The sequence below is a fragment of the Enterococcus sp. S22(2020) genome, assembly GCF_020295385.1.
Taxonomy (GTDB): domain Bacteria; phylum Bacillota; class Bacilli; order Lactobacillales; family Enterococcaceae; genus Enterococcus_L; species Enterococcus_L dunnyi.
On sequence record NZ_JACFUD010000005.1, the window covers coordinates 78,953 to 101,830 of the forward strand.

The following is a 22,878-nucleotide window of genomic DNA, read 5'->3' on the forward strand; positions in this document are numbered from 1 at the left end:
AATGACGGCAATGTTGATGTTTACTGAAAAAGATTTTGATGTGTTCACAATAGAAGGATTAGATGCAAGAATGGAGGGCATTCGGGCTTCGATCCAACCAAAATTTCAAGAACTGGATGACTATTTTGCAGCAAAATTAGGAGAACAGCTGGAAACAGAATTTTTTGTCCATATCGCCCAGCATCGACGTAGAACAGTTTACCCGCCAGAAAATACATGGTCTGCATTGAGCCAAAAGAAACGCGGCTATAAAATGGACGCTCATTTCCAATTAGGCATTTGGCCGGACTATCTATTCATGTGGCTATCTTTGATCGACAATCCTAAGAACGAAAAAGAAATTGCGCAGGCCTTTTTAGACAACCAAAAACTGTTTGAGCAATCACCGGATGATTTCTATATATCGATCGATCATACTCAGCCCAAAATAGAGTTGCTAAAAGAAGCAGATTTAGAAAAAATCCTGATTCGTTTTAGAGATGTGAAAAAAGGGGAATTTCAAATTGGGCGAATCATTGAAAAAACAGATTCTTTACTGAATGACCCAGGCAAGGCACGTGAATATATGCTGCAAACCTATGAAGCATTGCTGCCGCTATATCGTTTAGCTAAAAAACATCAGTAAAAAAATAAAAAACATTGAAGCAAGAGGAATCATTCCTCTTGCTTCAATGTTTTTTGTCGATTATTGTAAGCCGATCTTATTTAAAGGATAGTAACGGAAATAAACGACTCCATAAATATCCTTTTGATCAACAAAGCCAAAATAACGGCTATCATCTGCGCGTCTTCGGTTATCCCCAAGAACAAAAAAATGTCCGTCAGGAACCACTTTTTCAGCACCAACATCAATCGTGCTTAGAGAGAAATCTTTTGTATAAGGCTCCCCATCCGTCAATTTCGCTTTTGCTTCATCTAAGTAAGGCTCATCATAAGCTTTGTCATTAATGTAAAGCTGGTCATTTTCGACGCGTACCGTATCTCCTGGAAGTCCAATAATTCGTTTGACGATCCTTTTTCCGTTTCGAGGACTAGGGAAAGTCGCATTGTCAAAGCGCTGGGGCTTGATCAGCGAACTTTGCCATAAACGATCAGATTCATGATAAGTAGGCTCCATAGATATACCTATGACCTCTACCGGTGTCAAAACGACATTTCTAAGAAACACAACGAATGCCACGGCAACAGCTAGCTGAATCACTGTGTATAAATGAGGATGTTTTTTCTTCATTATAACGCCTCTCTTTACGTATAGTTATGAATTTAGTATATCAAAGAAAATAGGGGAAGAAAACAAGACTTAGGGAGGAAAAATAATCAAATACAAGGAGAGGTATTTTTATTCAAGCAGATTTTTTGTTGTGTAAGTCAAAATTTGCTATAATTTTTACAAAACTTATCGATCGATAAGGAGGAGGATAAAATGTTTTTAGCATGGAATGAAATTACACGATCAAAATTACGGTATGCCTTGATCATCAGCGTTATGTTTTTAATTTCTTATTTAGTTTTTTTCTTAACAGGGCTTGCCTATGGTTTGGCACAAGACAATCGTACTGCCGTGGATAAATGGCAGGCAGATGGGATCGTTTTGTCTGATGAATCCAATACAAATATCAATATGTCGATGATTCCATTGAAGTCATTGGATGATGTGACTGCCAAAGAAAAGGCAGCATTGGGGCAAACAGCGGCAGTCATCCAGCTGGATAAAAAAGGAGCTGAAAAAGTCAATGCTAGTTTCTTTGGCATCAATAAAGATGAATTTCTGATGCCTGATATTGTCGAAGGAAGAGCCTTCGATACTGATGATGAAACTGTCGTAAATAATAGCCTGAAGGAAGAGAATGGATTCAAACTGGGAGATACGATCAAACTTGCCGGTAATGAGAAGAAGCTTAAAATTGTCGGGTTTACAGAGAATGCAAAATTCAATGTGGCACCAGTTTTGTACGTTTCGATCAATACGTTTCAAGAAATCCGTTTTGAGAAAGTTGATACGACAGAGAATGCTCGAATCAATGCAATCGTCGTTCGTGCAAAAGAAGGTGCGATGAAGAATGTTGATTTAGCTGGTAATGATTTGAAAAGCTATGGTATTCAAACATTTATCAATAAGCTTCCAGGTTATAATGCACAGGTTTTGACTTTTGGATTTATGATCGGCTTTTTGATCGTGATCGCGGCGATCGTCATAGGAATCTTTATTTATGTACTGACGATGCAAAAAGCAACGATTTTCGGCATCATGAAAGCACAAGGGATCTCTGGAAAATATATTTCAATTTCGGTCATCGTTCAAACCTTTGTATTAGCTGTATTAGGAATAAGTTTGGGCTTATTAGGAACAGTAGGAACTTCGTTTGTTTTACCGACAGCAGTACCGTTTCAAAGTAATTGGCTGTTTTTCTTAGTGATCGGCGGCGCAATGCTGGTGATTGCTGTTTTAGGGGCATTATTTTCTGTACGGACGATCGTGAAGATCGATCCATTAAAAGCAATTGGTTGATAATAAAAAAGAAGTAGGTGACGAAGATGAACGCAATTGAGTTTTCAGCTGTGGATAAAAAATTTCTTGATGGAGATACAATGATCGAAGCATTAAAAGAAACCAACTTTTCTGTGGAAAAAGGGAAATTTGTAGCAGTGATCGGTCCGAGTGGCTCCGGAAAAAGTACATTTTTGACCCTTGCAGGTGGGCTTCAAACGCCAACAAGTGGTGAAGTTAAAATCAATAATGCCGCTTTCAGTCAGGAAAACGAAAAGAAGAGAGCCAAGATTCGTTTTGACGAAATCGGTTTTATTCTACAGGCATCAAATTTAGTACCGTTTTTAACTGTGGAAAAGCAACTTCGTTTAGTGGATAAAGTAAAAAAGGTAAAAACAGATACCGCTAAAGTGAATGAGTTATTAACACAGCTGGGGATAGAGAAATTAAAACGCAAGTATCCTGATGAAATTTCTGGAGGAGAACGTCAGCGTGTAGCAATTGCTAGAGCGCTGTACAATGACCCTTCGATCATTTTAGCAGATGAGCCAACAGCTAGTTTAGACTCCGAGCGGGCGTTTGAAGTAGTCAAGATCTTGGCTAGAGAAACCAAAGAAAAAAACAAAGCCACGATCATGGTAACTCATGACCAGCGGTTGATCGAGTATTGTGACGACGTCTTCGTGATGAAAGATGGCGTGCTTACGAAGCAATAGATGGATAGATAGAAAAGAGGATGGGAAAGAAGTGTTCAACTCCAAGAAATAAGAGGGAATTCATGAAAATTGTTCTTCAAATTTTTGTGACCAAGTAGGTACTGTGCGACATCAACTCGTTCCTCGTTGTGTTTTACAGTAATTTCAGCTTATTTCTGAAGCCTTCAAATCTTAGTGCTTTAGCACTTAGAATTTGATGTGATCGAAGCAAAGCGTAGTAGTTACTTCTGCTTCCACCGTTTATTCGTTTTAAAAAGGACTGGGGCGTAACAACTCATAGAGTTATGTCCCAGTCCCTTTTAGAAAATAGTTATGTTAGTGAGTAGAGAATTGCTAGTCTGGCTTCAGACAGAACGTGGATTCACTTTTTCGCACTAGCTCTTTTTTTGTTCTTCTTGTTCTTTTTGTTTTTTATATTCCAAATATCCTGATCGAATTAAATGAATTGTCCACGCAGAGAGAAGTATACCTATGATCAACGTAATAAAAAATGTCTCATAGTCTCCTACAGAGATAGTTGTTATTGCCACGGAAAAGAAAATTAGTGACAATCCTATATTAAAAATATATCCTAAGATTATTCCTGCTTGCTGCATTAGAAATTTTGGGAAAATAAACATGTTGTTTCTCCTTTCAAGGGATTGGTGAATTAATTAGTGAGTGTCTTTTTTATTTTGATAACTATTAATTTAATTTTTCTTTCTCATCTTCCAACCATTTTTTATGGTCAGAAATAACTTTAGATAAGTGTTGCTCAGTGTAAAATTCTTGAGGCGTTAATTCATTTTTCATACCTTGATGTTGATAAGGCATATCAAATGGAGACTTCAAATCAAGCCAGAATTCGCTAATTTCTAATAAAGTATTTACATAGTCTTTGTCTGTGATTTCCTTCAATAGGTCGTTAACTAAAATCCACCGCCATCTATAATAGGATATCAAATCTTTTTCATTAGAATCTTTAATTAAATCAAGAAGTTTATATATTTCTTTCTCATCATACGGTGAAAATAGACTTCCGAGCTCCCACACGTGCGAATTTTCTTCATTATCATTTTTAGATAGATAATCTAAAGTGTATTTCATTACAAATTCATCATCAAGTATATCTTGTAAATAAAATTCGTTTTCTGAATAACCAAATCTACCTATTTTAAGCTCATTCCAAGAAAAAGGAATATTACTATTTTTAAATTCATCTATACAATTCATTATTTTATAGGCACTCCATTCATTTCTGGATTTCTGACAAATATTCTGTGCGTGACTTTTCCGTCTTGAATTATCCACTCAAAACGTCTCATAACACCATTTTGGCTTCCTTGAATTTGATATAATTTAGCATTAACTAAATCCATAACTTCTGCTACACTAGCGTAATTATCAATAATATCAGAGAAACCCGTGTGCTTTTGGAACATTAGGAAATTCATCTATAATAATTTGAGCTTGTTTTGTAGGTGGTTTTCCTGTTAATGGGTCAACATCATAAGAAGAACCGTTCACTTTAACTGGTTTAATAGCATCAACTTTCAGTCCGCTTCCAGATCTGGGAGCTTCTAAAACGAGGTTAGTGCTTTTCTATTTAATTTCTTTTAAGTGCATTTCTAGTTTTTGAATGTATTCATTAGTTCCGCTGTTTAATTTTTTCAATTCTGATAAATATTGTTGCCCTTTCAGAACTAACTCTTTTTGAAAATCTTGAAATTTTACAGTTTTTGCCCATATTATATTTGTTTCATCTAAATTTATATTTATTTCAACTGAATGACTTCCATCAGGTTTATCAGCATAGATTTCACTAATTTGAATGTTCTTCTCATCACTTGCTATCTTTATCCATACTTCCGATGTCTCTACATCACTGATGTAAACTACATTGTTATTTTTAAGCAATATTAATGCTTGAATAAAATTACAAAACCAATCATAAATATCCATTGATAGTATATCTAATTCGATATCTTCTCTGTACTCTCCGTATGTTTTATCATCCGCACAAAGTTGAAAATAGCCATATTCACCTTTTAAATTATCATCTTCCTCAATATAGGAAGTAAAAATCTTAAACTTAATCTCAAGCAATATATATCACCTTTACTTTCTAAAATCATTTACTGTTAATTTATGATTTCCAAATGCTGTATCTAAAACGCCATCATTTTTGATAACAATCGTAATTTTTTCTCCCGCAATCTCATAAACATATTTCCCTGTTTTGCCCTGTGCTAATAAATCATTATATGCGATTTCAACATACTTGTTCATATCACTGGTAGACCACTTAGAATTAAAAAAACTATTTTTTTCTAATTTTTGTGCTAATTGACTATCAGTTAGATAATCTGCTTGTTTTCTAAATGATTCATAGTTATGTTTTGAAATGTGCTTCTTAATATTTTTGCCTAAAGGATTTTTAATTTCAACATTAGGAACTGCACTTTCACCAGCTTTCTTACCAGCTGTCTGCGCATTCCTCACCACAGCCACTGTCAGCCCGACACCCCACGCAGCATCCCAAAATCCGGAATCTTTCAGATCATTTACAGCACCTTGTATATGGCTTAAGCCATCAAAACCAGGCATATTCACTGTCGCGCCATTGAAATAATCTTTTCCGCTTTTTTGAAATTCGGTCACTCGGCGGTCCATTTCTGTCGGACTTAATTCTACCACATCTAAGTTGTATTTTTTTATGAGCTTTCTTAAATTATCGGACAAATCCTGCTCGCTTATTGGATATCGTCGGCCGTTTTTTTCAAACATATACATATCTACACCACGATCGGCATCGATGATGTGGATGATCGTGCAGCCATCAAGTATTTTTCTATCTTTGACTTCGATCGCTTTTTCGCGCTCCGTCCAATTTTTGTTCACATCATTGATCCAGGTTCGATCGGCTAAGGAGAAGCCTTTTCCGTTCCAAGCACCAGGCCCCACATGTCCTTTCTCGCTAACGCCCAGTGCTTGCATGCCTTTAGCCACCAACGATCCGGTATCATTTATACTAGCAAAATAACTAGTGGACTGTCCGCAAAAATCAAGGAAGGTATCTAATTTTTCTTGTATCTTTGCTTTTTTCGCTTGGTTTCGTGTGATACCGGCATCCATACTGGCGATTGCCGCTTGAAAGACTGCACCTAGCAGCTTCTCTTTTTCGTCTGATAAGCTTCTTTTCTGTTGGGCGTAGTTTTCTCTCGAGCTTTGGAATCCTTGAATTAGCGCATTGGCTTCATCGATTTGCGCTTGTAATTCTTCGGAATCTAAATCTTCACTGCCACATGTTGAGAGGTAACCTTGCACATATCGTTCATTTGCCTGTACAACTGCCTCACTGTGCATGATCGCTGCTTTGCAAAGTGCTGGATAAACGGTGGAGAGATAGCTTTTGATCGACTCCATGCCAGCGCCACTCAGTCCGACTGCTAATTGTATTCCTTGCGTAGCGGTTGAAACGGCCTCGAGTGCTTGACTGTAGGATTGGCCGAAGGCTTTGATCTCTTCGGTCTGGGTTTGGACTTCACCAATGATCATTTTGACCATCACGCTCATCCTCCTTTCTCAGCTGCTGAAGCTCTGCTTCGTAAAGAAGGTCGCTTTCATCTTCCAGACGACGGTTTTCTTTGTGTAATGTTTCTTGTCCGTCTGTCATCGCATCTAGGAAACGGCGTTCGGCTAAACGTGATTCTTCTGTGATATCTTCAAAAAAGTGGACTTCTTCCTGTCGATGAAAGTAGGTGAGAACTTGGTCATTATGGTGACGTTCTCTGGCAAATAAGTGTTCTGTCTCGCTCATACTTCGTTCCAACAACGTTTTGAGCGTACGGTTCTCCTCTTGTCTTTCTTCATTTTCTCTGCGTTTTTCTTGTAACTCCTTTTGGGTCATTCCTTCTCTCCTTTGTTACGGTCGTCGTGTAAATAGTTGCTTCGCCTGTTGATCCGCTCGTTTAAATGCGGCTACGGCAGTTTGGATGGAAGCTACATCTCGATTGAGCAGTTGTTGGATCGTTGCTGGGTTTTTCTTCAGCTGTTGAAAGGTACTTTCAGCCATCGCGTTGCCAGGAACCGTCGTTCCTGAAGAAAAGGTCACTGTTTTTGACAGCGTCAAGCGATCATTCGCCAGCCCGATTTGAGTAGCTTGTTTCTGGGCTTCTGCTTCATTCAATTCGATCATTTTGATCCCTCTTTTCGTTATTTAATTCAGAATAGCATACTTCGTATTATTAAATCTACAGAATGTTAATTTATTTTATATAAAAACAAGTATTAGTAATCTTTAAATATGTTTAAAAATAGTTTATGTTAAACTTGTATTTGATCGAAAATCAAGCAAGGAAACAGTCGATTTAGGAAAAATTGGGTAATGAATAATTGTTTTATTTGTACGCATCGACTAGGGCAACTTGTCGTTGTCAGAGCAGCTTTCACTGCTGATAAATCCACCCAAAAAGCTATTTGCTGTTCACTCTTTCGGCGCGACTGTTTCCTTGCTTGACCGATAGAACGAAAAAAACACGGTATCAGCTACCTGCTGATACCGTGCAAAAGTTCAATAAAGAAGCATCGATCTGTTATTTAAAAACTCAAGACAAGTGTAAAAAAAACTAGTAATTTACACGAAAATTGAGTAAAATAAATACAGTCAATGAAAATTGACTAGGGCAACTTGTACGATCAGGTCCGTCTGATTGTATAAGGCTCTGTAGGTCGACGCCAATCTTCCTGCAGAGTGCCTTTTTATTTTGTCTAGCAATGCTAGATTTCATTCGTTCTATCTGTCTCAATTCTACCCTTAATGACAAACCAAAGTCAATGCTTTTTAAACATAATTATCACTTAAAGTAGGTTTTATATTTTTATTATGCAAAGAAAAAACGACTGAAAATCGTAAAAGATTTTCGGTCGTTTTTTTGACTTGCGTCCAAAGATTCCCAAGAAGTGAATCTTAAAGTTTTTGGTTGTAGTATTCAACGACAAGTGCTTCGTCGATATCAAGGTATAATTCATCACGTTCTGGTAAACGAGTGAAGCTACCTTCTAATTTTTCAGCGTCAAAGCTTACAAATGCTGGACGTCCAACAGTTGATTCAACAGCGTCTTTGATTGTTACAACGTTTTGAGATTTTTCACGAACAGAAATCACTTGACCAACTTCAACGTGGTAAGAAGGGATATCTACACGTTTGCCATCTACAGTGATGTGACCGTGGTTTACTAATTGACGTGCTTGACGACGAGTAGTTGCAAGACCTAAACGGTAAACAACATTATCTAAACGTTGTTCTAGTAAGATCATGAAGTTAACCCCGTGTTTACCTTCTTTGATTTTGCTTGCTTTAACGAACAAGTTAACGAATTGACGTTCGTTCATGCCGTACATATGACGTAATTTTTGTTTTTCAGTTAATTGCATACCGTATTCAGAAACTTTACCACGGCTGTTTGGTCCGTGTTGTCCTGGTTTGTATGGGCGGCGTGCTAGTTCTTTACCAGTTCCTGATAGAGAGATACCTAGACGACGAGAGATTTTCCATGATGGTCCTGTATAACGTGACATTCAAAATTCCTCCAATAAAAATAAGTTTTTTGGAGTAAAATAATCTTCTGAAAAATTCATAATCGTGCAGTTCATTCTTCAACCTTCACCTTTGCAGCCGCGGTTACGCAGTTGAACCTGAAAAGCTGATCAGACGTTTTAGTCTGGAAAGCTCAACAATAAGGCAATGAACTGTTGACGAGTCTATTATTTTTCTGCTGCTTATTTTACACAAAGGTTAGTATACCTCAGAATAGTGGATAACTCAAGCTTTTTCTTGCATAAGTCCAAGTAATTACCACCCGCCTGAGGCACCGCCTCCACCAGATGAACCGCCACCGAATGAGCCCCAAGACGAACCGCCGCCGTCAGACCCATTACTGCTGTCAGACCAGTTGGCAGAATTATAGTTAGAAGTAAGGTAAGTTGTGGTTAATACATACCCGTCTCCTGAATAAAGGGTATCGCCGATCAAGACCCGTCCAAACGCTTTTCTTTGTGCTGAAGGATGCTTCAATAAGCGACCTTGAGCGATCGAACGGCGTAATTTTCTTTTTGAAGCGATCAACGAACTGCCGCTTAACATCAGGTGGTAGAAGTTTGTTTGTTTCATTTCAGCGAGTTGTGTTGCTGCATCTTCATTTGTGAAGCCTGAAATTCGGTTTTGATAGTCGCCGTAAGTTTGTTTTAAAGCTTTTCCTGCAGAAAGACTCCGGATCACTAGGATCAAATTCGTCAATAAAGCAAAAAATAGAAAGAACCCTAATCCCCAACGGCCCCATATAACAGCACTTTTTTGACTCTCGACTTGATTGATTTTAGAATCGACTAAAGCGGTTTTGGTATTCATTAGAGGAAATACTTGATCTAGCACTTGGTTGACTGCTTGGTCATATTTTTCATCTTTAAATGCATCAACGACATCGTCATCATTGATGATCGAATCAGCGGTTCCATCAGGGATCAATCCTTCTAATCCATAACCAACTTCTAAACGAAATTCGCGGTCATCCAAGGCAATCAGATATAAAATACCGTTATTTTCATTTTTATCGCCGATCCCCAGTTGATTGAATAATTTATTGGCGTAAGATTCGATATCTTCCCCGCGTGGTAATTCAGGGATAGTGATGACTTCTAATTGTGCTCCGTTAGTACTGGCAGCTAATTGTTTGTTTAGCTCATAAATTTTCTGTTTCGTTTCTTTATTTAGCATATTTGCATTATCTGAAACAAAAATATTGTTTTTGTTGAGTGTGATTTGGCTATTTGTTCCTTCGATAGAAATCGTATAATTATTTTCTGATTGAGGGTACTCTTTTAAGTTCGCCAAATTTTCTTGTAAAATCGTGTCAAAGGATTTCTCAGCTGTGACGATTTTTCCAGATTCGATCGCAGCTTTTTCTTCTTGAAGAGTATTGAGCTCTTGATCAAAAGCAGTCATTTTTTCGTTATAGCTAGCGCTCGCTGAGAAAAATAGACTGAAAAGACCTACAAAAATCATTAAGACAACCAAGAGAATGACTGAGAATACGTTGTTTGTTGCTCGCATGGATTTATACTGGTTTTCGATTCGTTGATTTAATTTCTTCACATTTGTGTTCTGTCCTTGTTTTGTCATTGCGTTCACCTTACTTTCCCCATAGTTTGGCAAAATCTTTTTTCAAAGCTTATCTATGTTTTATAATACAACCCAATGTCTCTTGTTCAATAGATAACTTAGTTCTATTTTACCAGTAAAATGCAAATTCTCATCGGTCTTCGGAAGGATTTTCTCATTGTTTTTTCATAAAAAGGAAGAAAGGTAGCGAGAAAGAATGAAAAGGAGTAGAGGAGCAACGTACTTTATCACTTGTTTTGCTTATAATAGAAAAAAGTGTTACTTTGTATGAAAAAGCACTAGACAAAATGCGTAGAGGTCTTTAAAATAGTAAAGGATGTTTTTGAAAATATAAAATGAAAACAACATGAAAAGGAGAAACAAGATGAAACCTGTATCGCCGTTATTTGAGCAGATCGATAAATCAATCAATAAAAAAATGAACTTATTCCAAAGTAGTTTCTTACGCTATGCTTTTCGTGCCATGCTTGCTTGTATGTTTTTGACATTAGGAACAGCTGTGGCATTCGCTATTGCGATGAAAGGTGAGGATATCGCACATGGACTTGGCAAAATGTTGTATGCCTTTATGTTCAGTTGGTCACTTGTGATGATTCTTTATATGAATGCTGAGTTAGGTACGTCAAATATGTTGTATATGACTGTCGGCGTTTATCGTAAAAAAATCAATTTCTCCTTTGCTGCAAAAATTTTGTTTACCTGTATTTTCTTTAATTTAGTGGGTGGGGTATTATTCGGTTACTTGATTTCGTTGACGGTACCTTATCAAGACCTAGCGCCAGATAGCTTCTTCTTTACATCGATCGCTGGTAAGTTGAACAAGACGACGGTCCAGATTTTGGTTGAAGCCATTTTTGCCAATATCGTTGTAAATACAGCTGTTTTAGTAAGTATGCGTATGAAGGACGACGCGGGTAAAGTCGCTGCGATCATTTTCATCATCTTCATTTTCGCTTTCTTAGGCTATGAGCACGTTATCGCCAATTTCCCTGCGTTTAGCTTAGCTTATTTTGCTTCACACGGAACAATGGCCGCGATGACTGTTGGCAGTGTTGCGCACAATCTATTCTTTGCTCTGATCGGTAACTTTATCGGCGGCGGCTTAGTGATGGGCTTGGGCTATGCATGGTTGAACAATGCGGACACAACATATGTAGATTAAAAAGTAGAGTGCGGGATTTTTTCCCCACTCTTTTTTGCTGTTAGGCGTAAATTGTTTTAAGATGGAAGAAAAGACAAAGGAGTAAACGTGTGGACGAAATTATTTTTACTAAAAATGAAGAGAAGTCGCAACAAATGGCTGCTTACATGAAAAATTTATTCCCCTTTGCAGGTGTCCCTGCACCAACACGTGCGGCAATGGAAAAAGAGCTTTTAAAATCCAGTAAAAAACTGCCGTTTGCAGACCTTTTTGAGCTGGTGAATGTTTATTATGAGAAACCTGAACGGGAATATCAGTATGTTGCGATCGATCTAGCAACGGTAAATGTGAAGCGTTTGAGCCTTGAGGAAGTATTACAGTTCAAACCACTAGTCATTGAAAAAGCTTGGTGGGACAGCGTGGATGCTTGGCGTAAATTTTTTGCCTTATGGGGGGCGAATCATTTTGAAGAAATGCCTCGATTATTTGACGCTTTTTTCGGAGAAAAAGACTTCTGGCATCGACGGATAGCAATCAATTTGCAGTTATTGTATAAAGACAGAACGGACACCGAGCTGTTGAAAAAAGCGATTATTTATGATAAAACTACAGATGAGTTCTTTATTCAAAAAGCGATCGGCTGGTCATTACGCCAGCATAGTAAAACAGACCCTCAATGGGTCCAAGAACTGATCACGACGATGGAACTAAGTCCATTAGCAGTTAGAGAAGGCAGCAAGTATTTGCCAAAATCATAGAAAGCGAGCGGAAATAATACGCCATGAAAAGAAAACTTTTTGCATTTGATATCGACGGAACATTACTGGGAAGCGACAAACAACCACTGGAAAGTACAAGAGAAGCATTAGCACTACTTAGACAGCAAGGTCATCTGGTGACTGTTGCTACAGGACGCAGTCGTTTTATGGCGCAGGATATTATTTTAGACTTAGGTTTTTCAAACTATGTTCTTTGTAATGGTGCTGCTGCATTTTTAGATCATGAGCAGTATTATCAAAATTTATTGGATGAAGAAGAGTTGCAGCGTTTTTCATCTGAATTGGAAAAAAGAGAGATCGGTTTGGCGTATGTCGGCTTAGACGATGTGAAAAAAAATAATCATCACCGTCAGCTACAAATGGCGGAAGCAATGGGCTCTATTGATTTTGCAGCTCCTGAATATGATGGAGATTTCCATAAGGAAAACGATGTATACCAAGGCTTGGCTTTTTATGATGAATCGTATGAAGGCGTATTTGACAATGAATTTTCTAAGTTTCGCTTTGTCCGCTGGCATCCTCAAAGTGTAGATATCGTTCCAAAAAATGGCTCGAAGTCTGCCACATTAATGAATTTAGCTGATCGTGTAGGTATCGAGCGGGAAAATATCATTACGTTTGGTGATGGCGAAAACGACCGAGAAATGCTAAGAGAAGCAGGCATCGGAGTAGCAATGGGAAATGCGTTGCCGCATATCCAAAAAGAAGCGAAGTTTGTGACAGATACCAATGATAATGATGGGATTTGGAAAGCGTTGAAAGAGTTAAAGGCGATTTAGAGTAAAGTTATTTATATAGCGGATAGCTGAAACTGTAAATGATGTTCTTAAAAGGACATCATTTACAGTTTTTTGTATGTGCCAATCTAAATTAAGCAGTGGACGCCTTGATATCTTTGTTATTATTGATGTGCAACTATAAGTTGACACGCTGTAAACTGAACGGTGCTTCCTTTTCTATCTCCTTTTTTATACGGTTAAATTACAAAAAAGGAGTGATCATTATGAAAAAGGTATTTATTTTAGGTATAGTAGTATTTTTAAGTCTTGTTAGTAAGGGAGCTGTTGGTTACGCAGAAGAAACGCCAGCATCCATTACTTATCCATTACGTACTACAGAAAAACAAATTTCGAGTATTATTACAGAAGAAGGAGAAGAATTAATTATCACGATAGAAAAAGAACCATCTATTTCTAGGGCATTAGGAAACGGTACGTATACTGTTTCTACTGAAAGAAAAGGTTCTTGGAGAGCTAGTTATCAGTTAACTATAAAAAACAATTCAATTACTACTGCAAAAAACGCAAAAGCGGTTGCTATATCCGGTTCATTTACTAGCAAATCCTTGCGAATCGACAATACAAAACAAGCAACGTACTATTTAAAGCGAAAAGTGGGTACCTCTACGGCAACAATCAATCTTCGAGCAAAAATAAATGGTTCTAGATTAAATATTTCAGTTTTAACTTAAGGATCAGGTGTATAGTTTACTTCAATTTTTTGATCCCATAAAAGATAGTCGCCAACCATAATGAACATAAAATACAAATTAATTAGAATGCAGCACACACTTACAATGTTAATTAACATGTAAAATGTGTTGCTTTTTTTATTCCGTTTTATAATTATTGGGGCAATAAATAAACCTAATGGGGCAGCTATGGACAAACCAATGACGGCAATCAGTAGTAGCAACCCTTCATCTTTTTCGTCAAGCCCTGGGTGATGAATCCAGTCTAACTTTTTTCGATGCTCGTCTATCGTTTGGTTATTCTCTTCAATTTTTTTCTTCAATACTTTATTTTCTTGGACGAGTTCGTCAATTGAAACTTCATAAATTTTGCTAAGTAACACTAGATTATCAATGTCCGGATAACCTTTTCCAGTCTCCCATTTGGAAACTGATTGACGAGAAATATTCAATTTAGTTGCCACAGCCGCTTGTGAAAGACCTTTATTTTCTCTATGTGCACGTAATCGATCAGCTAAAACCAATAGACTTCCCCCTTTAAATTTCCATACTTAATCATACGACATTTTGAATGAAAAAACTACCAGTTGTTGGTTTATATTATGACAACGATTGGTAGCAACTGAACGTTGTCATGCTGTAAACTAATAGGTGCTTACTAAAAATAGCTTTCTCATGCAATGATAATGGCATATCAAAAAGAGAGAAGGTTTTATTTATGAAAAAAGTATTTTTAACTAGTCTTATCTCAGGTATTTTTTTACTATCTTTGGGAGCAGTTTCAGCAAATGCGGAAGAAATAGTCTCTGATATCGATTCAGCAGTTACGGAGAAAATTCTACCTGATCCAGATGCTCCAATTACATCTGATGAAGGAGCCAGCTATCTTGATATTCCAGAGATTAATCTAGATGAATCTCTGGTAGAACAGCCAACAACAAACACGCGTCTTATAGTTGCAAAATGGTGGAGTATTGAGTCTAAAACTTCAGCTGGGAATACTTATGGTCCTTGGAGAAATGGTCCTTCGGGGAAAGGAAAAGCGACCTTATCAGCTACTAATTCAAATACTAGTAATAGATCTGTATCTGCAAGCATTTCTGGAGATTATCCTATTGGAAAAGGAAAAATAGGTTCATCAGTGGGAGTAACTATTGGTGAATCTAAAACATATGGTGTATCATACTCTAGAGTGATACCGGCAGGGAAAAAAGAACAAATCATTTTCAGACCAGTCTATAAAATGACTAAGGTAAAACAGAGACAATATGTCGCTGGTGCAAAAACTAATACTGTTAAAACCGCTACAGTTAAATCATTTAGTCATTGGGAGTATTCTTTTAAATCAATTTAAGGAGTGAATTACTATAGATAAAAAATATTTATATAGTCTTTTTTTAGGAGCATTTTTATTATTTCAATTACAGCTATTAAGTTATATCAATTGGCTCATGGTAACCCAAGGTACAATTAATGGAATTAAAGATAAATACCTATTGTTGAAGACACCTCTCTTAATAATTCCAATCCTTCTGATATCATATTTTATATATGGTATTAGAGATATATTAAAAAGATAATTTATATCAATGCTTATGGTTATTCATGGAAGAGTCAATAAATAGCTTCTTTGCTGAAGATAAATGTGATCTATCAAAATAAGAAAAAACAGACACATTTATGTTAGTATGCTTTCTGTTTTTATAATGATGAAAAGGTATTTGTTTAGGTTATTTTCTGATCTCTATTGCTCTATTAATCATGGGACTATAAGCTTTTAGTTTTCGCATTAATTTTGCGTAGAAGAACATGCAAAAACGTATTCTGATTCTAAACGAACTAAGCAAGTCGGCAACTATGATTCAGCTCATAAATTCATAAAAAATAACTTTTTTCTAGTGGGGAATCATTTAAATGCATAAACAAGATAGAAAAAACTATTTGGTTGTTATAACAGTCTACGTTTTGGTTAGGCTAATTGTTTTAATAAGAGATAACAACCTTTCATTATCTTATTTTCTAAACTATGAACTATCTGGTGTAATAGGATTTATAATTGGGTATACTTTACTATAATAGTATTAAAGAAAGATAAATAACTAAAAGTCTTATAAGATAATTTAGTAAGATGGATAAAATAGAAAAGATTTTATATAAAAAAACCAACGATCAATCAATTTGACTGATCGTTGGTTTTTTCGTTAAGGAATTGTTCTCTAAAGTTGTATATTTGTCAAGCTCTTACTCAATCACCAACACGCCATCTTTCAAAGCAAATGGGTTTTGTTGGTTGATATGATCATAAAACATCACACCGTTTAAATGATCGATCTCGTGTTGAACGACGATCGCTTCATAATTCTTTAAACGTATTTTTTGTTTTTCTCCTGTGATGTCTGTATATGAAAGCGTGATTTTGTTATGACGTACTACATAACCTGGGACTTCACGATCTACAGATAAACAGCCTTCACCTTCACCTAAGCAAGCATCCTGAACAGAATGGCTCAAAATTTTAGGGTTGTACATTACAGCACTCAAGGTTGGTTCAGGATTTTCTAGATCATTGCTTGGTACATGGACTGCGATGATTCGTTTTGAAATATCTAATTGAGGTGCAGCAAGACCTACGCCGCCGCGTAAAGCCAGTTCTTCTGCTTTCACAGGATCTTGGCTGTTTTTTAAAAATTCCATCATATCTTCGCCGAGTTTGATATCCTCGTCAGTTAGCGGCACAGACACTTCTTTTGCCACTTCTCTAAGTGTGGGGTTTCCTTCACGGATAATATCCTCCATGGTGATCATGGGATAATTCCTCCTTCGATTATTTAAAAGTCTAAAAGCAAAGACAGACCTATTTGGTTTATCCTGCTGTTTGATTAGCTTCATCTATTTATTTGCTTATCTAGTTTATCACAAAATGCTGATAAATGGGATAAATTGCTGAAAAAACACTAGTGGACATCAGCTTAGTCTTGCATTTTGACCTTATATCCTGTAAAGTATCACTGTATGGAAACATACCGTCTTTTACTTGGTTGTGCGAATCACCAACGCATTACTCAGTAGTGAGATGACTACTTAAAGAAGAGGTGAAAAACATGGCAATGTCTAAAGAAAAGAAAAACGAAATCATTAAAGAGTATGCTCGTCATGAAGGAGATACTGGTTCACCAGAAGTACAAATCGCTGTATTGACTGCTGACATCAACCACCTTAACGAACATGCACGTGTTCACAAAAAAGATCATCATTCTTACCGTGGACTAATGAAAAAAATTGGACACCGTCGTAACTTGTTAGCTTACTTACGTAAAACTGACATCCAACGTTACCGCGAATTGATCCAACGCTTAGGATTACGTCGTTAATCATTGAGAGGCTGAGCCAGAAGCGTCTAACTCTGAGAAATTAGGAAGGAATTCACGAAAATTTTTACAAATTCTTGTGTAGTTCATTTTATTTTCAAAAGAGTTGCTTCTGACTCGCCATTTTTGGCTTTTTAGTCTATTTAAAAAGGTTCAGTATCCTTGAAAATACTAAAATAATCGGATCTTTGGAAAGGTTACATAAATCTACTAACCAAATAAAAGGACTCAAATTTTTGAATCTTTTCATTTGTTTAGTAGCTGTCTGACTTTTCCAAAGAATAAAGGAGAATCGATACATGTCAGAAAAACAAGTATTCAAAACAACATGGGGCGGACGACCGCTACAAGTCGAGATCGGTCAATTAGCTAAACAAGCGAATGGTGCTGTTTTAGTTCGTTATGGCGACACTGTTGTCTTAACTGCAGCAGTTGCTTCGAAAGACGCAAGAGACTTTGATTTTTTCCCATTAACAGTCAACTATGAAGAGAAAATGTATGCCGTAGGTAAAATCCCTGGCGGCTTTATCAAACGTGAAGGACGTCCAAGTGAACGTGCAACGTTAACTGCTCGTTTGATCGACCGTCCAATTCGTCCAATGTTTGCAGAAGGATTCCGTAATGAAGTACAAATCACGAATACAGTAATGAGCGTAGATCAAGATTGCACCCCTGAAATGGCGGCAATGTTTGGTTCGTCTCTTGCTTTAGCGATTTCGGATATTCCATTTGACGGACCAATCGCAGGTGTTGATGTGGGTCGTGTAGATGGCGAATATATCTTGAATCCAACAGTGGAACAAGCGGAAAAAACAGATATCGAATTAACAGTTGCCGGTACGAAAAAAGCAATCAACATGGTTGAAAGCGGCGCAAAAGAAGTATCAGAAGAAGATATGTTAGGAGCTTTGCTGTTCGGTTTTGACGCAATCAAAGAATTAGTGGCTTTCCAAGAAGAAATCGTTGCTGCTGTCGGCAAAGAAAAAATGGAAATCAAGCTATTACAAGTAAATCCAGAATTAAAAAAAGAAATCTTCGATGCGTATTACGGTACAATGAAAGAAGCCGTAATGACAGAAGAAAAATTAGCGCGTGAAGTCAATATCGATGCGATCAAAGATCAAGTCAAAGAAGCGTATGCAGAGAAATTTGCAGGTCATGACGATGAGGATCAAATCGCTAAAGAAGTGAAGCAAATCGCAGAAGATCTTGAAAAAGATGTTGTACGTGAATTGATCACGATCGATAAAATCCGTCCTGACGGTCGTAAATTAGACGAAATTCGTCCACTGGCTTCAGAAGTCGGTATTTTACCGCGTGTTCATGGTTCAGGTTTATTCACTCGTGGACAAACACAAGCGTTGTCTGTTGTAACCTTGGCGCCGCTTGGTGAACACCAAATCATTGATGGATTAGGTGTAGAGGATAGTAAACGTTTCATTCATCATTATAACTTCCCGCAATTCTCTGTTGGTTCAACAGGACGTGCAGGTTCACCTGGTCGTCGTGAAATCGGTCATGGAGCTTTAGGCGAACGTGCGATGGCGCAAGTTATTCCTGATGAAGTAGATTTCCCATATATGATCCGTGTCGTTTCAGAAGTATTAGAATCAAATGGTTCCTCTTCTCAAGCAAGTATCTGTGCAGGAATCTTAGCATTGATGGATGCAGGTGTGCCGATCAAAGCGCCTGTTGCCGGTATTGCGATGGGACTTGTCAGCGATGGCGAGAACTATACGATTTTAACCGATATTCAAGGATTAGAAGATCACCTTGGTGATATGGACTTTAAAGTAGCCGGTACCGAAAAAGGAATCACAGCTCTACAAATGGACATCAAGATCCAAGGAATCACTGAACAAATCTTAACAGAAGCTTTGACGCAAGCGAAAAAAGCTCGTATGGAAATCTTAGCAGAGTTGACTTCTACTTTAGCTGCACCACGTCCAGAATTAAGCCAATATGCGCCTAAGATCGAAATGATCCAAATCGCTCCTGCTAAAATCAAGGATGTGATCGGTAAAGGTGGAGAAACGATCAATGGCATCATCGACGAAACAGGAGTCAAAATCGATATCGATCAAGAAGGTAATGTAAGCATTGCTTCTGCTGATGCAGACATGATCAAAAAAGCGATCAAAATCATCGAAGAATTAACGAAAGAAGTTGAAGTTGGACAAGTTTACTTAGGTAAAGTAGTTCGTGTTGAAAAATTCGGCGCTTTTGTTAACCTGATCAAAGGAAAAGATGGCTTGATCCATATTTCTCAATTAGCGAATGAACGTGTAAACAATGTCGAAGATGTTGTTAAACTTGGTGATGAAGTACTTGTTAAAGTAACTGAGATCGACAAACAAGGCCGTGTGAACGTGTCACGTAAAGCATTACTAAACGAAGAGAAAAAAGAAAAATAAACAAATCGACAAACAATAAAACAATGATCAAAGCAGAGTGAGGCTTATGCCTGCTCTGTTTTTTTGTCTAAAGCAAGAGATATTTAGTAAAAAAGTGTAAAGTCGTACCACAGCTCTTTTGTTTGTCTGGATTTAGTGGTAAAATTATTGCTATCAGTCTAAAGATTATTCGAGGTGTCGATGTGAAAAAGTTTAATCCAAATAAAAATATAATCATTACGTTGATTGTTGTGATCATCGTAGTAACGATCATCAGTTTGACCGCTGCCAACCGGGCAAATAAAGGGAAAACAAATTTAGGTCAATCTGCTGTGAATGATAGTGTAGGATTTATTGATAAAGTAATCTCTTTTCCCGCGAAAGCAATTGGTGGCGGAATTTCATCAATCAGCACTCTTTTCAACACGTATGATGAGAACGAACGCTTGAAAGAAAGAATCGATAGTTACGGTGAATTGTCGATTCAAAATGATAACTTGAAGAAAGAAAATGAAGCACTGAAAAAAGAGCTAGGGCTAAATGAAACGTTAGGCAACTATGAAAGAGTAACAGCTACAGTTGTCACACGGACACCTGATATGTGGCAGGATATTTTGATCGTTGATCGGGGATCAAAAGACGGAATCGAACCTAATATGGCTGTATTATCTCAAAAAGGATTGATCGGCCGTGTCATCGAAGTTAGTGCAGCTACTTCGAAGGTAGAATTATTGACTTCAAAAAATCAAAATTCAAATCACTTTCCTGTTCAGATCAATTCAGCAAACGGCGACTCATATGGTCTTTTGAAAACGTACGATGATAAAGAAAACACCTTGATCGTAAGCCAGATCGTAGGAGACTTGGATATTAAAGAAGGAGATGTTGTCCAAACATCAGGTTTAGGTCAAAATTCTCCAGCTAATCTACCAGTCGGTGTAGTTGAAAAAGTGAAACCGGACAGCTATGGATTGGATCGGGAAGTATATGTAAAACCTTATGCTGAAATGTATAATATGCCTGTGGTTACGATCATTAAGAGATTAGCAGGAGCGGGGGAGTAACATGCAGATGATCAAAAAAGAAAATGTGAAATACTACGCGCCTGTAGTTTTCTTTTTACTGATGCTGATCGATGGACAGTTGACGCATGGCGTTGAAAATTTGATGGACAACATTTATTTTCCTAGTGCTCATATTTTATTGTTGGCTTTTCTAATGGCCGTACCAAATTTATCTAAACGTTATTTATTGATCACTTCGTTGGTTTTGGGTTTAGTTTGTGATAGCTATTATTTGGGTATCATCGGAATTTATACAGTGGCCTTAGCTGCAACAGTCATGATGATGTTCCGTTTTCAACGTGTGGTACATACAAACTTATTGACTGCATTTTTCGGGATGATCATTTTTGTGACAGCGTATGAATTAATAGCAGTTGGTCTGCAGGTTATTTTTTCAATATCAAAAGTAGCACCAATTTTATTTGTCACAAAAGTGTTAGGGCCAACATTGATTTTTAACATGCTGCTATTTGTTTTACTTTCATATCCATTAAAACGACTATTTGCTAATGAATAGTCGCTTTTTATTGGCACTGTTAGATAATAAAGCAAGATGGTCTTACGGTCATGAAACAATTTTGTAATATCTCTTTTATCTGCATGTCATACAGCTATGATACAATAATGCCATTGACTAAATAAAAATAATTTTGATTTATATAAACGAGTCCAGCACATACCGGAGGAATTAAAACGTGAAAAAAAGTCTATTATCAGCATTGATGGTTTGTTCAGTCACTCTTACAACAGTTGCCTTACCACTTGCAGCAGTTGCCGACGATTATGATACAAAGATCGAACAACAAGATAACATCATCAATGACCTAAAAACAAAAGAATCACAGGCCGCAGCTAAGTTAGCAGAGATCGAGTCAGATATGTTAGAAACGGCGACAAAGATCGATGAACTGACAGCTAAGAAAAAGACCCTTAAAAACGAAATCACAAAATTATATAACGAAATCTCTGATTTGAATGTTCGTATCCAAAAAAGAGAAGTTCAAATGCGTAATCAAGCACGTGATGTTCAGGTCAGCGGATCTAGCACTAGTTATTTTGATGTGATCCTAAACTCAGAATCTATCGGAGATGCGATCAGCCGTGTTCAAGGTATCACGACATTGGTCAATGCAAATAACGATTTATTAGAACAACAAACAAATGATAAAGAAGATGTTGAGAAAAAATCTAAAAAGGTTGAAACTCAAATTTCTGTTTTAGAAACATCGACTAAAGAGTTGAATGCAAAACAGGCATCTTTAGATACGCTAAAATTAGAACAAGAAATCGCTAAAAATGAGTTGGAAGCACAACGTACGACAGAAGAAAATAAAAAATCAGAATACGTTGAACAAAAAGCAGCCGCTCAGAAAAAATTAGAGCAAGAACAAGCAAGAATAGCCAAAGAACAAGAAGCACAAAGAAAAGCAGAGGCAGAAGCAGCTGTTAAGCTAGCGGAAGCACAAGCAGCGAACCCCGGTCTTGTTAAAACCAATGTTGTAGAGAGCAATGGAACAACTACTGCACCATCCACTCCAGTTTCTGAAACGCCAACAGGTAATACAAATAGTATCGGTAGCGGTAAAGTATCAGAAGCGAAGAAAAAAGCAGCACAAATTGCTTTGAGCTCAGTGGGTCAAACAAATCCGACTGGTTGGGGACAAAGCGGTGAATGTATCGTTGCTGTTCAAAACTGGCTGAATGCTGCTGGAATCAGATTTACACCAGGTGGTCCTCACAGTGGATATACACAATCCGGTGCGGTTCAAGTTTCTTGGTCTGATGTTCAGGTAGGTGACGTTGTCCAATATGAAAACGCGCTTAGTCCTGATTCATGGCTAGATGGTGTTCATACAGTCCTAGTAGTAGGAGTCAAAGGAGACCAAGTTCAAATCGTTGAGTCAAACAATCCGGCAGGTTCTGGATATGTTTCAACAACGACAGGCTGGACACCAAGTCCGTACGCTGCAAACTTTAGAGCTGTCGTATGGCGCTTTCCAGGCTAAATAAGTAAATGCTGAATCCCAGAGAAAACCTTCTCTGGGATTTTTTTTGAAGAAAGGACATTATAATAGAGTAGAAACTATAGGTTTTAATTCTTGATGATCATCCTTTTTTGTTGATAGAGCCCCCTGAAATAATTGCTGATATTTTGAAGGATTCTCTAAATAAAAAAGACATTATTAGGAAATGACCAGAAATGTTATTCTACAGCCGTTTCAGGAGCTAAAACAATGTGTTTTCATTTGTTATACGTGCCTTTCAAAAATGAAATACTCCTGTAACATTATTATTATA

Annotated in this window: 24 protein-coding genes; 13 read left to right on the top strand and 11 right to left on the bottom strand. The window is 37.3% G+C overall.

Going from position 1 to position 22,878, the window contains the following annotated elements; translation table 11 throughout:
- The first annotated feature begins 10 nt into the window (after positions 1-10).
- Complete coding sequence (locus H3T55_RS11455; RefSeq protein WP_225534740.1) at positions 11-625, top strand: YktB family protein; 615 nt, start codon at positions 11-13, stop codon at positions 623-625.
- Positions 626-685: 60 nt separating this feature from the next.
- Here H3T55_RS11455 and lepB read toward each other — a convergent pair whose 3' ends face one another.
- Complete coding sequence (gene lepB, locus H3T55_RS11460; protein ID WP_225534568.1) at positions 686-1,231, bottom strand: signal peptidase I; 546 nt, start codon at positions 1,229-1,231, stop codon at positions 686-688.
- 192 nt (positions 1,232-1,423) lie between these two features.
- Here lepB and H3T55_RS11465 point away from each other — a divergent pair, with 192 nt between their 5' ends.
- Both H3T55_RS11465 and H3T55_RS11470 read left to right on the top strand, forming a co-directional pair.
- Complete coding sequence (locus H3T55_RS11465; protein WP_225534569.1) at positions 1,424-2,509, top strand: ABC transporter permease; 1,086 nt, start codon at positions 1,424-1,426, stop codon at positions 2,507-2,509.
- Between the two features lie 26 nt (positions 2,510-2,535).
- Positions 2,536-3,204 carry an ABC transporter ATP-binding protein gene (locus H3T55_RS11470; protein ID WP_087641873.1) on the top strand — a complete coding sequence of 223 codons (669 nt, stop codon included), beginning with the start codon at positions 2,536-2,538 and terminating at the stop codon, positions 3,202-3,204.
- A 374-nt stretch (positions 3,205-3,578) separates the two neighbouring features.
- On the opposite strand, the gene H3T55_RS11475 is transcribed toward H3T55_RS11470, so the two are convergent.
- From H3T55_RS11475 to H3T55_RS11510, 8 genes are all read right to left on the bottom strand, one after another.
- Entirely contained in the window at positions 3,579-3,800 is a 222-nt protein-coding gene (locus tag H3T55_RS11475) for a hypothetical protein (RefSeq protein ID WP_225550178.1), read from the bottom strand.
- A gap of 88 nt (positions 3,801-3,888) precedes the next feature.
- Entirely contained in the window at positions 3,889-4,494 is a 606-nt protein-coding gene (locus H3T55_RS11480) for a DUF2247 family protein (protein ID WP_225550180.1), read from the bottom strand.
- 291 nt (positions 4,495-4,785) lie between these two features.
- Positions 4,786-5,289: a hypothetical protein gene (locus tag H3T55_RS11485; RefSeq protein WP_225534572.1), complete on the bottom strand. Its 504-nt coding sequence runs from the start codon at positions 5,287-5,289 to the stop codon at positions 4,786-4,788.
- A gap of 12 nt (positions 5,290-5,301) precedes the next feature.
- Positions 5,302-6,750, bottom strand: a complete 1,449-nt coding sequence (locus H3T55_RS11490; RefSeq protein WP_225534573.1) for a hypothetical protein — start codon at positions 6,748-6,750, stop codon at positions 5,302-5,304.
- Positions 6,728-7,093, bottom strand: coding sequence for a hypothetical protein (locus H3T55_RS11495; RefSeq protein ID WP_225534574.1), 366 nt, complete (start codon positions 7,091-7,093; stop codon positions 6,728-6,730). The genes H3T55_RS11490 and H3T55_RS11495 overlap by 23 nt, the downstream gene beginning before the upstream one ends.
- Before the next feature lie 15 nt (positions 7,094-7,108).
- A complete protein-coding gene (locus H3T55_RS11500; RefSeq protein WP_225534575.1) occupies positions 7,109-7,381 on the bottom strand; it encodes a TIGR04197 family type VII secretion effector in 273 nt (90 codons plus the stop codon).
- 771 nt (positions 7,382-8,152) lie between these two features.
- Complete coding sequence (rpsD, locus tag H3T55_RS11505; protein WP_225534576.1) at positions 8,153-8,764, bottom strand: 30S ribosomal protein S4; 612 nt, start codon at positions 8,762-8,764, stop codon at positions 8,153-8,155.
- 274 nt (positions 8,765-9,038) lie between these two features.
- Complete coding sequence (locus H3T55_RS11510; RefSeq protein WP_225534741.1) at positions 9,039-10,364, bottom strand: TPM domain-containing protein; 1,326 nt, start codon at positions 10,362-10,364, stop codon at positions 9,039-9,041.
- Between the two features lie 364 nt (positions 10,365-10,728).
- On the opposite strand from H3T55_RS11510, the gene H3T55_RS11515 reads away from it, so the two are divergent.
- The 4 genes from H3T55_RS11515 to H3T55_RS11530 all read left to right on the top strand — a co-directional run bounded on the left by H3T55_RS11515 (position 10,729) and on the right by H3T55_RS11530 (position 13,755).
- Complete coding sequence (locus H3T55_RS11515) at positions 10,729-11,526, top strand: formate/nitrite transporter family protein (RefSeq protein ID WP_087641882.1); 798 nt, start codon at positions 10,729-10,731, stop codon at positions 11,524-11,526.
- An 89-nt stretch (positions 11,527-11,615) separates the two neighbouring features.
- A complete protein-coding gene (locus H3T55_RS11520) occupies positions 11,616-12,263 on the top strand; it encodes a DNA alkylation repair protein (RefSeq protein ID WP_225534577.1) in 648 nt (215 codons plus the stop codon).
- 23 nt (positions 12,264-12,286) lie between these two features.
- On the top strand, positions 12,287-13,063 hold the full coding sequence (locus tag H3T55_RS11525; protein WP_225534578.1) for a Cof-type HAD-IIB family hydrolase: 777 nt from the start codon (positions 12,287-12,289) through the stop codon (positions 13,061-13,063).
- Positions 13,064-13,287: 224 nt separating this feature from the next.
- Positions 13,288-13,755 (top strand): DUF5626 family protein, encoded by a 468-nt coding sequence (locus H3T55_RS11530; RefSeq protein WP_225534579.1) that lies wholly within the window; start codon positions 13,288-13,290, stop codon positions 13,753-13,755.
- Here the strand turns inward: H3T55_RS11530 and H3T55_RS11535 are convergent.
- Positions 13,752-14,279 (bottom strand): helix-turn-helix domain-containing protein, encoded by a 528-nt coding sequence (locus H3T55_RS11535; RefSeq protein ID WP_225534580.1) that lies wholly within the window; start codon positions 14,277-14,279, stop codon positions 13,752-13,754. The genes H3T55_RS11530 and H3T55_RS11535 overlap by 4 nt on opposite strands.
- 194 nt (positions 14,280-14,473) lie before the next feature.
- Between H3T55_RS11535 and H3T55_RS11540 the strand changes: the two genes are divergently transcribed.
- The gene (locus tag H3T55_RS11540) at positions 14,474-15,109 is read left to right on the top strand and encodes a hypothetical protein (RefSeq protein WP_225534581.1); all 636 of its coding nucleotides are present in this window, start codon (positions 14,474-14,476) and stop codon (positions 15,107-15,109) included.
- An 887-nt stretch (positions 15,110-15,996) separates the two neighbouring features.
- On the opposite strand, the gene def is transcribed toward H3T55_RS11540, so the two are convergent.
- Positions 15,997-16,560: a peptide deformylase gene (gene def, locus H3T55_RS11545; protein ID WP_087641889.1), complete on the bottom strand. Its 564-nt coding sequence runs from the start codon at positions 16,558-16,560 to the stop codon at positions 15,997-15,999.
- A 296-nt stretch (positions 16,561-16,856) separates the two neighbouring features.
- Between def and rpsO the strand changes: the two genes are divergently transcribed.
- From rpsO to H3T55_RS11570, 5 genes are all read left to right on the top strand, one after another.
- A complete protein-coding gene (gene rpsO / locus H3T55_RS11550; protein ID WP_069663025.1) occupies positions 16,857-17,126 on the top strand; it encodes a 30S ribosomal protein S15 in 270 nt (89 codons plus the stop codon).
- A gap of 296 nt (positions 17,127-17,422) precedes the next feature.
- The gene (gene pnp, locus H3T55_RS11555) at positions 17,423-19,537 is read left to right on the top strand and encodes a polyribonucleotide nucleotidyltransferase (RefSeq protein WP_225534582.1); all 2,115 of its coding nucleotides are present in this window, start codon (positions 17,423-17,425) and stop codon (positions 19,535-19,537) included.
- A 182-nt stretch (positions 19,538-19,719) separates the two neighbouring features.
- Entirely contained in the window at positions 19,720-20,580 is an 861-nt protein-coding gene (gene mreC / locus H3T55_RS11560; RefSeq protein WP_225534583.1) for a rod shape-determining protein MreC, read from the top strand.
- Positions 20,581-20,587: 7 nt separating this feature from the next.
- Positions 20,588-21,097: a rod shape-determining protein MreD gene (gene mreD / locus H3T55_RS11565; RefSeq protein ID WP_088271702.1), complete on the top strand. Its 510-nt coding sequence runs from the start codon at positions 20,588-20,590 to the stop codon at positions 21,095-21,097.
- Between the two features lie 178 nt (positions 21,098-21,275).
- The gene (locus tag H3T55_RS11570; RefSeq protein WP_225534584.1) at positions 21,276-22,586 is read left to right on the top strand and encodes a coiled-coil domain-containing protein; all 1,311 of its coding nucleotides are present in this window, start codon (positions 21,276-21,278) and stop codon (positions 22,584-22,586) included.
- The last annotated feature ends 292 nt before the right edge of the window (positions 22,587-22,878 follow it).

Coding starts and splice junctions, on each gene's coding strand:
- H3T55_RS11465 (WP_225534569.1), top strand. CDS start 1,424: ATGTTTTTAGCATGGAATGAAATTACACGATCAAAATTACGGTATGCC.
- H3T55_RS11470 (WP_087641873.1), top strand. CDS start 2,536: ATGAACGCAATTGAGTTTTCAGCTGTGGATAAAAAATTTCTTGATGGA.
- H3T55_RS11490 (WP_225534573.1), bottom strand. CDS start 6,750: ATGGTCAAAATGATCATTGGTGAAGTCCAAACCCAGACCGAAGAGATC.
- rpsO (WP_069663025.1), top strand. CDS start 16,857: ATGGCAATGTCTAAAGAAAAGAAAAACGAAATCATTAAAGAGTATGCT.
- H3T55_RS11495 (WP_225534574.1), bottom strand. CDS start 7,093: ATGACCCAAAAGGAGTTACAAGAAAAACGCAGAGAAAATGAAGAAAGA.
- rpsD (WP_225534576.1), bottom strand. CDS start 8,764: ATGTCACGTTATACAGGACCATCATGGAAAATCTCTCGTCGTCTAGGT.
- H3T55_RS11530 (WP_225534579.1), top strand. CDS start 13,288: ATGAAAAAGGTATTTATTTTAGGTATAGTAGTATTTTTAAGTCTTGTT.
- H3T55_RS11455 (WP_225534740.1), top strand. CDS start 11: ATGTTGATGTTTACTGAAAAAGATTTTGATGTGTTCACAATAGAAGGA.
- lepB (WP_225534568.1), bottom strand. CDS start 1,231: ATGAAGAAAAAACATCCTCATTTATACACAGTGATTCAGCTAGCTGTT.
- def (WP_087641889.1), bottom strand. CDS start 16,560: ATGATCACCATGGAGGATATTATCCGTGAAGGAAACCCCACACTTAGA.
- H3T55_RS11500 (WP_225534575.1), bottom strand. CDS start 7,381: ATGATCGAATTGAATGAAGCAGAAGCCCAGAAACAAGCTACTCAAATC.
- H3T55_RS11475 (WP_225550178.1), bottom strand. CDS start 3,800: ATGCAGCAAGCAGGAATAATCTTAGGATATATTTTTAATATAGGATTG.
- pnp (WP_225534582.1), top strand. CDS start 17,423: ATGTCAGAAAAACAAGTATTCAAAACAACATGGGGCGGACGACCGCTA.
- H3T55_RS11510 (WP_225534741.1), bottom strand. CDS start 10,364: ATGACAAAACAAGGACAGAACACAAATGTGAAGAAATTAAATCAACGA.
- H3T55_RS11515 (WP_087641882.1), top strand. CDS start 10,729: ATGAAACCTGTATCGCCGTTATTTGAGCAGATCGATAAATCAATCAAT.
- H3T55_RS11540 (WP_225534581.1), top strand. CDS start 14,474: ATGAAAAAAGTATTTTTAACTAGTCTTATCTCAGGTATTTTTTTACTA.
- H3T55_RS11525 (WP_225534578.1), top strand. CDS start 12,287: ATGAAAAGAAAACTTTTTGCATTTGATATCGACGGAACATTACTGGGA.
- mreD (WP_088271702.1), top strand. CDS start 20,588: ATGATCAAAAAAGAAAATGTGAAATACTACGCGCCTGTAGTTTTCTTT.